Here is a 13,883-nt window from a genome sequence, read left to right as displayed (position 1 = left end):
CCAAAACCATTGCGTTGTGAGGCGCGCAAAAATGGCGGCTCCCCAGGAGGAAACGCACCAATACGGACAAAAATTATCCGGGCACACCAATTCGGGGACGGATCCTAAACTACTCGCCCGTTTGCACAAGGGTTTGGGAACGATCAGGCAAAAAAAAGCCCCGCTGGCTAGCGGGGCTCTTCATCAGGCCAGTTGCGCCTGGACGCTCAACGGTTTGAGCGGCAGCAGCGGTGCATGGGGGTCGGCCTTGACCGACTTGCGCCATGCGCCCAGCCACTCGGCGTGGCCTTCGCTCCAGACCTGCTCATGCAGGCGGGCCAAGGCGACCGGGTCGCTCAACAGTTGCACGCGCTCGTTGTTGCTCAAGCCTTCCGGTCCGACTTTCATCGCGTGCCGTACCCGCTCGACCCGCAGCCATTCGATCGGCTCGGCCTGACGGTGACGGGAGGTCGCCAGCGAGCATGCCAGGGCATTCTGCTGTGGATCGACCACCGAACGGACGAAGCCGTCGTTCAGCGCGTGATAACGGTTTTCGTGGGTGTACTGGTCGGTCGCCAGCAACGCCTGTGGCGGATTGTATTCCTCGGGAATCAGGAACAGGCTCTCGTCACGGGACTTGAGGCCCAGGCCGACACGGCTGGAAATCACCGACACCGGAATCGACAGCATCAACGAACCGACGATCGGCACCAGCCACCACAGGAAGCTCGGGTTCAGCCAGATCACCAGCAAGGCCCAGAAGAAGCCCAGCACGGTTTGCGGACCATGGCGCTTGACCGCCTCGCTCCACGGCGTGGAATCGTCGTCACGCTGCGGCGAATTCCAGGTCGCCGCCCAGCCGAGGAACGCGGCGAGCACGAAACGGGTGTGGAAAATCATCCGCACCGGCGCCAGCAGCATGGAGAACAACATCTCCAGCAGCATCGACAACGTCACCTTGAACTTGCCACCGAACTCTTTCGCGCCCTTGGCCCAGATCAGGATGATGCTCAACAGCTTCGGCAGGAACAGCAGCACGATGGTGGTCGAGAACAGCGCAATCGCCTTGTCCGGATGCCATTGTGGCCACAGCGGATAGAGCTGGCGCGGCTCGAGGAAGTATTGCGGCTCCATCAAGGTGTTGACCGCCAGAAGCGCCGTCGACAGCACGAGGAAGAAGAACCACAGCGGCGCCGACAGGTAGGACATCACGCCGGTCAGGAATACCGCGCGGTGCACCGGGTGCATGCCCTTGACCAGGAACAGGCGGAAGTTCATCAGGTTACCGTGGCACCAGCGACGGTCACGCTTGAGTTCGTCCAGCAGGTTCGGCGGCAGTTCTTCATAACTGCCCGGCAAGTCGTAGGCAATCCACACGCCCCAACCGGCACGACGCATCAATGCGGCTTCAACGAAGTCGTGGGACAGGATCGCACCGGCGAAGGCGCCTTTACCGGGCAACGGCGCCAGGGCGCAGTGCTCGATGAACGGCTTCATGCGGATGATTGCGTTGTGGCCCCAGTAGTGCGATTCGCCCAACTGCCAGAAGTGCAGGCCGGCGGTGAACAGAGGACCGTATACACGGGTCGCAAACTGCTGCATGCGCGCATACAGGGTGTCCATGCCCGACGCACGTGGCGCGGTCTGGATGATCCCGGCGTCCGGCGTGGCTTCCATCAGGCGCACCAGGCTGGTCAGGCACTCGCCGCTCATCACGGAGTCGGCGTCGAGTACGACCATGTACTTGTAGTCACCGCCCCAGCGACGGCAGAAGTCGTCGAGGTTGCCGCTCTTGCGTTTTACGCGACGGCGGCGGCGGCGATAGAAGATCTTGCCGAAGCCACCGGCTTCGCGGCAGACATCCAGCCAGGCCTGCTGCTCGGCGACACAGATATCGGCATCGTTACTGTCGCTGAGGACGAAGAAGTCGAAACGGTCCAGGTCTCCCGTGGCCGCAACAGACTCGAACGTCGCGCGCAGACCGGCGAATACCCGAGGCACGTCTTCGTTGCAGATCGGCATCACCAGTGCGGTGCGCGCGTCTTTCGGAATCGGCTCGTTGCCGGCGCTGGCACCGGAAATGCGGTATTTGTCGTGACCGGTGAGCAACTCGAGGAAGCCCATCAGCGCGGTCCAGAAACCGGCCGAAACCCAGCAGAACAGAATCCCGAACAGGATCAGGATGCTGGTCTGCAGCGCATACGGCAGCACTTGGGTGGCGGTTTGCAGCAGCGGCTGATGCAGGACTTCTTCGAGGTCGACGAACGACCAGCCCTGGTACGGCATGATGCCTTTCATGTACCAGCCGGCGACGATGGTCTGGCCGAGCATCAGCACCAGCAGAATGTAGCGTCGGATCGAACCAACGGTACGCCAGCGCGCCGCCGGCAGCACGTTCTCGTCTTTCGGCGGCTGCGGCGGATTGGTGCGACCGGTCAGACGCCGCCAGCCACGCACCAGGATGTTGGTGCGCCACGGTTCAGGCACGACTTTGGTCCGACGAATCGGTGGGGTCGCCTTCAGGCAGACCCGACCGCTGGCGTCGAGCACCAGCATTTCGGCGTCCTGCAGTTCTTCGGCGGTGCTCAGGGTCAGGCGCTTGCCGACCGAAGCCTGGGCGGCTTCGGTCGGTGCGTCGAACGCCTTCGACGACAGACGCTCATGCAATTCGCTGAAGGACTTGCAGCCCGCGAGTTCCGCGCGCTGCTGGTCGGTCATCGGCAGATGTGCCAGATACTCGGAAAGCGTCTCTGGCTGTACTTGAGAATTACTCATCGGCAGGCAACTGATAGCTCCAGGTCTCGGTCAGGACTTCTTCAGTCGGTGCCGATTCTGGTGTGGCTGGGGCGGCGTTGGCAGCGGCAGGCTGCTTGGCGTCGTTGTTCGCCTTGTCCTTGGCATCTGCGACTGGCTTGGCTTCAGCCTGCTTGGCTTCAGCGGCTTTCGCTTCCTTGTCCGCTTTCTCGGCTTGCTTGGCGGCAACCTTGTCAGCCTTGGCAACGGAAGAAGTGGACGCCGGGATCGAAGTCTTGGCCAGATCGGCAGGCACGATGTTCTGCACCAGTGCAGCACGCATCTCGGTGGACTTGCTCGCGTCCTTGATCTTCATGCGCAGGGTCAGGCGCCAGCCCTTGGTTTCAGGGTTGTAGCGCACGCTGTTCTCGACCAGTTCGGCGTTTTCGCCGACGCTGACCTGACTGCGCACGTCCGCTTCCGGTGGCAGTGCCGCCAGGGATGGGCCTTCGAAGTCCACCAGATAGGCGACGCTTCCGTCCGGCTGACGAATCAGGTTGGACTGTTTGACGTCACCGGTGGATTTCAGGGTCTGACTGACCCAGGCGCTGTCCGGCGCGTGCAGCGCCGCCTCGTCCATGGTCCAGTGCATGCGATAGGCAAAGTCCAGCGGCTGGCCCGGCTCCGGCATCTTTTCCGGGCTCCAGAAAGCCACGATATTGTCGTTGGTTTCGTCGGCGGTCGGAATCTCGACCAGATCGACGGTGCCCTTGCCCCAGTCGCCTTTCGGTTCGATCCAGGCGCTTGGACGCTTGTCGTAGCGGTCGTCGAGGTCTTCGTAGTGGCTGAAGTCGCGGCCACGCTGCAGCAAGCCGAAGCCACGCGGGTTCTCGACCGAGAAGTTGCTCACCGCCAGGTGTTTCGGGTTGTTCAGCGGACGCCAGATCCACTCGCCGTTGCCGGCATGGATCGCCAGGCCGCTGGAATCGTGCAGCTCACGACGGTAGTTGAGGACTTTCGACGGCTGGTTGGCGCCGAACAGGTACATGCTGGTCAGTGGCGCGATGCCCAGTTTGCCGACCTTGTCACGCAGGAACATCTGCGCCTTGACGTCGACAATGGTATCGCTGCCCGGACGCAGGGTCAGGCGATAGGCACCGGTCGCCCGTGGCGAATCCAGCAGCGCGAAGATCACCAGGTGCTTGTCGCCCGGTTTCGGCTGTTGAATCCAGAACTCGCGAAAACGCGGGAATTCTTCGCCGGACGGCAAGGCGGTATCGATCGCCATGCCGCGAGCGGACAAGCCGTAGACATGGCCCTTGCCGACAACGCGGAAGTAGCTCGCGCCGAGCATGGTCATGATTTCGTCTTGCTTGTCGGCCTTGTTGACCGGGTACAGCACGCGGAAACCGGCGTAGCCCAGTTGCTCAGTGGCCTTCGGGTCGAACTTGACGTCGCCGAAATCGAAACGACTCGGGTCGTATTTGATCTCTTCGACGGTGTTCGCGGTGATTTCGTTGATTTTCACCGGCGTATCGAAGTGCATGCCCTGGTGATAGAACGACAGCTTGAATGGGGTCTTCTGGTCCGCCCATTCGGCTTTTTCCGTCAGGAAACGAATTTTCTGATAGTCGGCGAATTTCATTTCGCGGAATTCAGTCGGCAGGTTACTGCGCGGCGCTTCGTACTTCTGACCGGCCAGCTCTTTTGCCTTGGCCGATACATCATCCAGATTGAATGCCCAAAGCTGGCCGGCGCTGAGCAGGCAGAGCAGTGCCGAACCCGCTACAAGAGCGCTACGTAACCGTTTGGCAGACAATTTTGGTGCGTTACAGGGACTAACAATCACGAGCAACCCTCGCCGAAAACAGATCAAAAAACCAACGGCCAGTTGAAGGGTCTGTACGGTATCCGGTGCGAAAAAACCGGCCTTGCAGACCACTCTTGCCAAGTTGGCGAGCATTGTTCCGACTCCGATGGGGCTAAATGATTCCCCAAACGGTCCAGGACAAGTCTCTACCTAAGTCAAAATGGACCAACGAACGCTGATCCCCGTAGCGCGCGATTATCTAGTAGGCCGCGTTACAACGCATCAGGGGTAACAAAGTATTTATCGGGAAAAACGCCTGTTTTCAGTCGAAAAGCGCTTAAAAAGATGTTTCAAGCGCTTTCAGGTCTGTAACAGGAAGGTTACCGGGCCATCATTGACCAGGTGCACCTGCATATCCGCGCCGAATCTACCTGATGCCACAGTGCCATGCACCTGTTTCGCTTTGCCTAATAGATAGTCGAAAAGCTCTTCGCCCAGGGCCGGAGGGGCCGCGGTCGAGAAACTCGGGCGCAACCCGCTCTTGGTGTCGGCGGCCAGGGTGAACTGCGAGACCAGCAGCAACCCGCCGCCCACATCCGCCAGGGACAAATTCATCTTGCCCTCAGCGTCGCTGAACACTCGATAGTTAAGCAGCTTATTGAGAAGTTTGTCGGCACTGGCACGAGTGTCCTCGGGCTCGACGGCAACCAGCACCAGCAACCCCTGGTCGACCGCGCCAACGACCTCCCCCGCTACCTCGACTCGCGCGCCACGCACCCGTTGCAGCAGGCCCTTCATGCTTCTTCGGGGGCCAGGTCGAGCAGACGTCGTGCCATCCGATCGGCAGCACGCACCAACGCATCGGTAATCCCGGGTTCGGCGGCGGCATGACCCGCGTCACGGATTATTTGCAGTTCGCTGTTCGGCCAGGCCTGGTGCAGTTCCCAGGCGTTATCCAGCGGGCAGATCACGTCATAGCGACCATGGATGATCACGCCGGGCAAATGGGCGATTTTGCCCATGTCGCGGATCAACTGGTCAGGTTCAAGGAAGGCGTTGTTGGTGAAGTAGTGGCATTCGATGCGAGCGATGGACAGCGCGCGCTGAGGCTCGGAGAAACGATCGACCACCAGCGGGTTCGGACGCAGGGTTGCGGTCCGGCCTTCCCAGGTGGACCAGGCCTTGGCCGCGTGCATCTGGGCGATCTGATCGTTGCCGGTCAGGCGTTTGTGGAATGCGCTGAGCAAATCGCCACGCTCGTCCTGCGGGATCGGCGCGATGTAGTCCTGCCAGTAATCGGGAAACAGACGGCTGGCACCGGCCTGGTAGAACCACTCGATTTCCTGCGGGCGGCAGAGAAATATGCCACGCAGGATCAGACCGTGCACACGTTCGGGGTGGGTTTGCGCGTAGGCGAGCGCCAGGGTCGAGCCCCAGGAGCCACCGAACAACACCCACTTGTCGATGCCCAGGTGCTCACGGATTCGCTCGAGGTCGGCGACCAGATCCCAGGTGGTGTTGTTTTCCAGGCTGGCGTGGGGGGTGGAGCGACCGCAACCACGCTGGTCGAAGGTCACGATGCGGTACAGATTTGGATCGAAATAGCAGCGACTCGCCGCATCGCACCCGGCGCCGGGACCGCCGTGAATGAACACCACCGGCAATCCTTCCGGTGAACCGCTTTCGTCGACATACAGCGTGTGGGTCTCGTCGACGGCCAGATCGTGCCGGGCGTGGGGTTTGATCTGCGGGTACAAAGTCTGCATTGCGCGCTCCGTAAGGGGTCGAGGTCATCCCTGGGGGGACTTCTATTATTCTGCCGTCCGGCATCATAAACCCGAATTACGCGAATGAGCATGCCCTTGCAGAGTCAGAGTTTTGCCGCCAGTTTTTCAGCCAGATAGCCGAGCAGGGTTTCATACAGTGCATCGACCTCGACAGCCTGCCCCCGCGCCCGTAAACAACCGTGAACCAAGCCTTCGCCGTAATACAGTGTCGATGCCACGCCAGCGGCGTTGAGTCGCTCGGCATACTGCACGCCGTCATCGCGCAGCGGGTCGAACTGCGCCACGGCAATCCATGCCGGCGGCAATCCGCGGAAATTCCCGGCCAGCAACGGCATCGCATAAGCGCCCGGTTTTGCCGTCGCGCGCAAATACAACGCCTGATAACAGTCCAGGTCACTGCTGCTGAGCAACGGGGCGTCAGCGCATTCGCTGCGCGACGGTAACCGGTGATCCCCACCAAGCCCCGGATAAATCAGAACCTGCGCGCCAGGCACCGGCTCACCGGAATCGCGCAGCGCCAGACATAAGGCGGCGGCAAGATTGCCGCCGGCGCTGTCACCGACCACCAGCGTGCGCTCGGGGTCCAACCGAAACGGTCCGGTGCGCAATGCCCTCCAGACAGTCAGGCAGTCATCGAGCGCGGCCGGAAACGGATGCTCCGGCGCCAGGCGGTAATCGACCGCGACCACCAACACTCCGAGTGTCGAAGCCAGTTCGGCGCAAATGAAGTCGTGCGAGTCCAGGTTTCCCACCACCCAACCACCGCCGTGCATATAAACGATGCACGGCACACCTGTGGCAGAGGGCAAAACCGGTGGCTGGTACGAGCGAACGGGGACCCCCGCCAACTCGAAATCGACCACGTACAGCCCTACGGGTCGTGGCGGGGTAAATGCCCGGCACATCTCGCTGTAAGCCTGGCGCAATCCGTCCAGGCTGCTTTCGGTGCTGTTGAAGCTGACGGTTTTCTCGACAAAAGCCTGCATCTGTACAGACAGAGGGTAAGGAGCCATGAGCCTGGTGCCCGTTTAGGGAAGATATATTGGGCCTAACCCTGTGGGAGCGAGCCTGCTCGCGAAAAGGGCGTATCAGCCAAGATTGATATTGCCTGACACACCGTCTTCGCGAGCAGGCTCGCTCCCACAGGTATTGCGGTTGCCATCAGTTTTTCAGACTGGCCTGAACCGTGGCCACGCCATCCTTGCCGTCAACACTGCTCACGCCCGCCAGCCAGCGTTGCAAGTCCTGCGGATGCTCGCGCAGCCATTTCCTGGCGACATCCTGAGGCGTCTGGCGCTCCATGATCGGCACCATCAACTGGCTTTCCTGGGCGGCGGTGAACGTCAGGTTTTCCAGCAGGCGATAAACGTTCGGGCAACGTTCGGCGTAATCGGGCGCGGTCACGGAGGAAACGGTTGCCGCCCCTTCGTTCGGCCCGTAGACGTCTTCACTGCCGGTCAGGTAGGCGATGTTCATGTTGATGTTCATCGGGTGCGGGGTCCAGCCGACGAACACCACGAACTCCTTGCGGTTCACGGCCCGTTGCACCGCCGCCAGCATGCCGGCCTCGCCGGACTCGATCAGCTTGAAGTCCTTCAGGCCGAAGTGATTGGTTTCGATCATGGTCTTGATCGTGGTGTTGGCGCCGCTGCCCGGTTCGATGCCGTAGATTTTGCCGCCGAGCTGATCCTTGAATCTGGCGATGTCGGCGAAGGTTTTCAGGCCGGCAGCCGCCACGTAATCAGGCACCGCCAGGGTCGCCTGGGCATCGGCCAGGCTTGGCTGGTCCATGACCTTGACCTGATTGGCCGCCAGGAACGGTGCGATGTTCTTGTCCATCGCCGGTTTCCAGTAACCGAGGAAGATGTCCAGGCGCTTGTCGCGAATGCCGGCGAAAATGATTTGCTGCACGGCGCTGGTTTGCTTGCTTTGGTAACCGAGGCCATTGAGCAGTACGTCGGCCATGCCACTGGTGGCGATCACGTCGGTCCAGTTGACCACGCCCATGCGCACGGTTTTACAGGAGGGGTCGTCAGCGGCCAGGACACTGGTGCTCAGAAGAGCAGAACCGCAGAGGATTGAGAGACAGCGGATGAACAAACCTTTGATGCTTGTCATAGGGAGCATTCTCGTGCGGCAGCGGATTATTGTCGGACCGGTGTCTTTGTGCACCGTGAGCGCAACATTACGCAGCAGACGAGCGGTAAAAGCGACCTGTGGCGACCGTGTTTTGCACGGTGGCGACTGTCAGCACGCACACGAATCTGTGGCGAGACAAAATACCTGTCGGAGCGAGCCTGCTCGCGAAGGCGCAATATCAGCCAACTGAGATGTTGACCGATACATAGCTTTCGCGAGCAGGCTCGCTCCCACAGGGTTATTCGCCAGGTTCTAGCGGTTGTAGTGCTTTTTGCCCCAGGCCAGCAAGCCTTGCAGCAGCTCCTTCAAGACCACCCGCGTCGGCTCCGCCAGATCCGCCCGATAGCGGAACGGCTCGAACTCTTCCATGTACGTGCACTGGCCCAGCTCCAGTTGCACCGCATGAATGTTTTGCGCCGGATTGCCGTAATGACGGGTGATGTGCCCGCCCTTGAAGCGCCCGTTCAGCACATGGCTGTAGTCCGGGTGCCCGGCGCAGATCGCTTCCAGCTGCGAAGCCAGCTGCGGATCGCAACTGGCACCGTTGAAGGTGCCGAGGTTGAAGTCCGGCAGTTTGCCGTCGAACAGGTGCGGGATCAGCGAGCGAATCGAATGCGCGTCGAACAGCAGCGCATAGCCGAACTCGGCCTTGAGTCGCGCCAGTTCCTGCTGCAGGGTGCTGTGGTACGGCGTCCAGATCTGCTCCAGATACGTCGCGCGTTCTTCTTTCGAAGGCTCCAGCCCTTCGCGGAACAACGGCACGCCGTCGAACAGCGTCGCCGGATACAGGCCCGTGGTGGCGCCCACGTACAAAGGTTTGTCGTCAGACGGACGGTTCAGGTCAATGACGAACCGCGAATACTCGGCGGCCAGGGTGCTGGCCCCCAGCTCGGCGGCGAAGTCGTAAAGCTGCGGGATGTGCCAGTCGGTATCCGGCAGGCTCTTCGCCTGGGGGATCAATCCGGCTTCGACCGCCGGGGTCAGGCGCACACCGGCGTGGGGCATGCTGATCAGCAGCGGCACGCGGCCTTGTTTGAAGTTCAGAACCTTATCCACAACTGCTCTCCTACAGGCTCGTTTCAACGCCGTGACGCACGACGCGTTTTTCCAGATCACCGCCCAGCCAGTACGACAGGTCGGCCGGACGATCGATTTGCCAGGCGACGAAATCCGCGACCTTGCCTGCCTCGATCGAACCGTGGGTGTCGGCCATGCCCAGCGCCGTAGCCGCATGAATCGTCGCGCCCGCCAGGGCTTCTTCCGGGGTCATGCGGAAACAGGTGCAGGCCATGTTCAGCATCAGGCGCAGCGACAGCCCCGGCGAGGTGCCGGGGTTGAGGTCGCTGGCGATGGCGATTTTCACGCCGTGCTTGCGCAGGGCTTCCATCGGCGGCAATTGGGTTTCACGCAGGAAATAAAAGGCGCCAGGCAGCAACACGGCGACGGTGCCGGACGCGGCCATGGCAATGGCGTCTTCTTCGGTCATGAATTCCAGATGATCGGCGGACAGCGCATGGTAACGCGCCGCGAGGCTGGAACCGTGCAGGGACGACAACTGCTCGGCGTGCAGCTTCACCGGCAAGCCAAGTTTCTGTGCGGTGATAAACACTCGCTCGACTTGCGCCGGGGAAAACGCCAGGTATTCGCAGAACGCATCAACCGCATCCACCAGCCCCTCGGCGGCCAGGGCCGGAAGCATTTCGGCGCAGATGTGATCGATGTAGTCGTCGGCGCGATCCTTGTATTCCGGCGGCAGGGCATGAGCGGCCAGGCAGGTGCTGCGCACGCTGATCGGCAGTTCCGCGCCGAGGCGACGGGCAACCCGCAGCATCTTGCGTTCGTTGGCCAGGTCGAGACCGTAGCCGGACTTGATTTCGATGCTGGTGACACCGTCACGCATCAGGCTTTTCAGACGCTTGGCGGCGCTGGCGAACAATTCGTCTTCGGTCGCGGAGCGGGTGGCGCGCACGGTACTGGCAATGCCGCCGCCGCTGGCGGCAATTTCGGCGTAGCTGACACCTTGCAGGCGCTGCTCGAACTCACCGCTGCGGTTGCCGCCAAACACTGTGTGGGTGTGGCAGTCGATCAGGCCCGGTGTGACCCAGGCCCCGTTCAAATCATTGACTGCCGGGTATTCGCCGGACGGCAGCTCACTGCGCGGGCCGACCCACTCAATGTGCGCACCGGACGTCACGATGGCCGCATCCTCGATGACCGAGTAGACGCCTTGCGCCATGGTTGCGACGTGACAGTGTTGCCAGAGCGTTTTCATCCGTGGCCTCCGTTAGGTTATCGATGAGAAAAAGAAGGTTCCTGCTCTACCGGCACCGCCTTGCCTGCCGCCGGTTTCACCCACGTCAGGTAGGCCAGCACCAGCAATGCAATCCAGACCACGCCAACGATCAGAGCCGCCTGGGTGTCCGGGAAATAACCCAGCACGCCGAAGATGAACAGCATGAAGGCAATCGCCGCCATCGGCGCATAGGGCCAGAACGGCACCGGGAATTTCAATTGTTTGACCTGCTCGGCACTCATGGAGCGACGCATGGCCACCTGGGTCACCAGAATCATCAGCCAGACCCACACCGTGGCGAAGGTTGCGATGGAGGCGATCAGCAAAAAGACGTTTTCCGGAATCAGGTAGTTGAGCAACACGCCCAGCAGCAGTGCACCGCTCATCACCACGACGGTCAGCCACGGCACGCCGTTGCGCGACAAGCGGGCGAAGCCTTTGGGTGCGTGTCCCTGCTGAGCCAGGCCATACATCATGCGGCCCGCGCCGAAGATGTCACTGTTGATGGCCGACACTGCCGCCGAGATCACCACGATATTGAGGATGGTTGCCGCCGAACTGATCCCCAGATTGTCAAAAATCTGCACGAACGGGCTGCCTTGGCTGCCGATCTGCTGCCACGGGAAGATCGACATCAGCACCAGCATCGTCAGCACGTAGAACAGCAGGATACGCATCGGTACGGCGTTGATCGCCCGGGGCAGCACATGCTGCGGATCCTTGGCTTCACCGGCCGTAACGCCGATGATTTCAATGCCGCCAAAGGCGAACATCACCACCGCAAACGAAGCGATCAAGCCGCCCACGCCATTGGGCATGAAGCCGCCCTGGGACCAGAGGTTGCTGATATCGGTGGCCTGGGCGCCGGGGGCGGTGCTGATACCAAACAACATGATGCCGAAGCCGCCAAGAATCATCGCCACGATGGCCCCGACCTTGAGCAGCGACAACCAGAACTCCATTTCACCGAAAACCTTGACGTTGCACAGGTTCAAGCCACCCACCACGGAAACGATGCCCAGCACCCAGATCCAGCGGGAGACCTCCGGAAACCAGAAGCCCATGTAAATGCCGAACGCGGTCACATCGGCCATACCGACGATGACCATTTCAAACGCATAGGTCCAGCCGAGGATAAAGCCTGCCATCGGTCCCAGATAAGTGCTGGCGTATTGGCCGAATGAGCCGGCCACCGGGTTATGCACAGCCATCTCGCCGAGGGCGCGCATGACCATGAACACCGCTGCACCGCCGATCAGGTAAGCGAGCAGGACCGCAGGACCGGCCATTTGAATGGCCGAGGCAGAACCGTAAAACAGCCCGGTGCCGATCGCCGACCCCAGTGCCATGAAGCGAATATGTCGGGCAGAAAGCCCGCGTTTGAGCCCTTTTGTTTGCGCTTGCATTGCTCGTCCTTAATTATTCTTATCGACGCGAAATCGATTCGCGAGCAGGCTCGCTCCCACAGGGATTGGATGAATACTGAAGATCCAATGTGGGAGCGAGCCTGCTCGCGAAGGGGCCCTTACAGGCTAGGCAGCAACTTCGCCGTCACCAGCTCATTCAGGCAACGCGAAGCCAACAACTCGCTCGCTGCGTTGATGTCCGGCGCAAAGAAACGGTCTTTCTCATAGAAAGGCACTTCGTTACGCAGGATCGCCCGAGCCTTTTCCAGCTTCGGCGAGGTCTTCAGACCGTCACGCAGATCCAGGCCCTGGGCCGCCGCCAGCCATTCCACCGCGAGAATGCCACGGGTGTTCTCGGCCATTTCCCACAGACGCTTGCCGGCAGCCGGCGCCATGGACACGTGGTCTTCCTGGTTCGCCGACGTTGGCAGACTGTCCACCGAATGCGGATGAGACAGCGCCTTGTTTTCGCTGGCCAGAGCGGCCGCGGTCACCTGGGCGATCATGAAACCGGAGTTCACGCCACCGTTGGCCACCAGGAACGGCGGCAGTTGCGACATGTGCTTGTCCATCATCAGCGAGATGCGGCGCTCGCTCAGGGAGCCGATTTCAGCGATGGCCAGCGCCATGTTGTCAGCCGCCATGGCCACGGGTTCAGCGTGGAAGTTGCCGCCGGAAATCACGTCGCCTTCAGCGGCGAATACCAGCGGGTTGTCGGAGACGGCGTTGGCTTCGATGGCCAGCACTTCGGCAGCCTGGCGGAACTGGGTCAGGCAGGCGCCCATGACTTGCGGCTGGCAGCGCAGGGAGTACGGGTCCTGGACCTTTTCGCAGTTCTCGTGGGAGTCGGAGACTTCACTGCGCTCACCCAGCAGATCGCGGTAAGCGGCGGCGGCGTCGATCTGGCCTTTCTGGCCACGAGCCGCGTGGATACGGGCGTCGAACGGCGAGCGCGAGCCCAGCACGGCTTCAACGGTCAGGCCACCCAGGGCCAGGGCGCCGGCGAACAGGTCTTCACCTTCGAACAGACCGCGCAGGGCGAAAGCGGTAGACACCTGTGTGCCGTTGAGCAGTGCCAGGCCTTCTTTCGCGGCCAGGGTCAACGGCTTCAGGCCAGCGACTTTCAGCGCTTCGGTGGCTTCCATCCACTCGCCTTTGTAGCGAGCCTTGCCTTCGCCCAGCAGCACCAGCGACATGTGCGCCAAAGGCGCCAGGTCACCGGAAGCACCCACCGAGCCTTTCAGTGGAATGTGCGGGTAAACCTCGGCATTGATCAGGGCGATCAGCGCGTCGATCACTACGCGGCGAATACCGGAGAAACCACGGCTCAGGCTGTTGACCTTGAGCACCATGATCAACCGCACCAGCTCGTCGCTGATCGGCTGGCCGACACCGGCGGCGTGGGACAGCACCAGCGAGCGCTGCAGGTTTTCCAGGTCTTCGCTGGCGATGCGGGTCGAGGCCAGCAGACCGAAACCGGTGTTGATGCCATAAGCAGTGCGGTTTTCGACGAGAATCTGTTCTACGCACGCGACGCTGGCTTCGATCTGGGCCGAAGCACTGTGGTCGAGGGTCAGTTTCACCGGCTGCTGATAGACATCACGCAGTTGGGCAAGGGTCAGTTGGCCGGGAATCAGGTTAAGCGCAGTCATTTCATGCTCCTTTTGAGAGTGTGTTGGTAACTACCAGACGCTCCGGAAATATCCGTTGTCCGTCGCTTCCCTCTCTGTTGAAAG

9 protein-coding genes and 1 pseudogene are annotated in these 13,883 nt (G+C 61.2%); all 10 read right to left on the bottom strand.

What is annotated here, in order from left to right; genetic code table 11:
• Positions 1 to 109: 109 nt before the first annotated feature.
• Positions 110 to 2,754 (bottom strand): annotated as a pseudogene (mdoH, locus tag LAB08_RS01690) (glucans biosynthesis glucosyltransferase MdoH).
• Positions 2,747 to 4,561 carry a glucan biosynthesis protein G gene (locus LAB08_RS01685; protein ID WP_096515591.1) on the bottom strand — a complete coding sequence of 605 codons (1,815 nt, stop codon included), beginning with the start codon at positions 4,559 to 4,561 and terminating at the stop codon, positions 2,747 to 2,749. The pseudogene mdoH and the gene LAB08_RS01685 overlap by 8 nt, the downstream one beginning before the upstream one ends.
• Before the next feature lie 321 nt (positions 4,562 to 4,882).
• Positions 4,883 to 5,320 (bottom strand): D-aminoacyl-tRNA deacylase, encoded by a 438-nt coding sequence (gene dtd / locus LAB08_RS01680; RefSeq protein ID WP_034148582.1) that lies wholly within the window; start codon positions 5,318 to 5,320, stop codon positions 4,883 to 4,885.
• Positions 5,317 to 6,288: a prolyl aminopeptidase gene (pip, locus tag LAB08_RS01675; protein ID WP_096513826.1), complete on the bottom strand. Its 972-nt coding sequence runs from the start codon at positions 6,286 to 6,288 to the stop codon at positions 5,317 to 5,319. Before pip ends, dtd begins: the two co-directional genes overlap by 4 nt.
• Before the next feature lie 104 nt (positions 6,289 to 6,392).
• Positions 6,393 to 7,322 (bottom strand): alpha/beta hydrolase, encoded by a 930-nt coding sequence (locus LAB08_RS01670; RefSeq protein ID WP_096513827.1) that lies wholly within the window; start codon positions 7,320 to 7,322, stop codon positions 6,393 to 6,395.
• A gap of 148 nt (positions 7,323 to 7,470) precedes the next feature.
• Positions 7,471 to 8,418 (bottom strand): choline ABC transporter substrate-binding protein, encoded by a 948-nt coding sequence (locus LAB08_RS01665; RefSeq protein ID WP_096515593.1) that lies wholly within the window; start codon positions 8,416 to 8,418, stop codon positions 7,471 to 7,473.
• Positions 8,419 to 8,700: 282 nt separating this feature from the next.
• Positions 8,701 to 9,504, bottom strand: coding sequence for an N-formylglutamate deformylase (gene hutG / locus LAB08_RS01660; protein ID WP_096513828.1), 804 nt, complete (start codon positions 9,502 to 9,504; stop codon positions 8,701 to 8,703).
• A 10-nt stretch (positions 9,505 to 9,514) separates the two neighbouring features.
• Complete coding sequence (gene hutI, locus LAB08_RS01655; RefSeq protein ID WP_096513829.1) at positions 9,515 to 10,720, bottom strand: imidazolonepropionase; 1,206 nt, start codon at positions 10,718 to 10,720, stop codon at positions 9,515 to 9,517.
• A 17-nt stretch (positions 10,721 to 10,737) separates the two neighbouring features.
• Positions 10,738 to 12,147 carry an amino acid permease gene (locus LAB08_RS01650; RefSeq protein WP_096513830.1) on the bottom strand — a complete coding sequence of 470 codons (1,410 nt, stop codon included), beginning with the start codon at positions 12,145 to 12,147 and terminating at the stop codon, positions 10,738 to 10,740.
• Between the two features lie 119 nt (positions 12,148 to 12,266).
• Positions 12,267 to 13,799 carry a histidine ammonia-lyase gene (gene hutH, locus LAB08_RS01645; RefSeq protein ID WP_096513831.1) on the bottom strand — a complete coding sequence of 511 codons (1,533 nt, stop codon included), beginning with the start codon at positions 13,797 to 13,799 and terminating at the stop codon, positions 12,267 to 12,269.
• Positions 13,800 to 13,883 lie beyond the last annotated feature (84 nt).

Source organism: Pseudomonas izuensis, assembly GCF_002356535.2.
In the GTDB taxonomy this organism is placed as follows: Bacteria; Pseudomonadota; Gammaproteobacteria; order Pseudomonadales; family Pseudomonadaceae; genus Aquipseudomonas; species Aquipseudomonas izuensis.
This window is presented reverse-complemented; position numbering and strand designations above follow the sequence as displayed.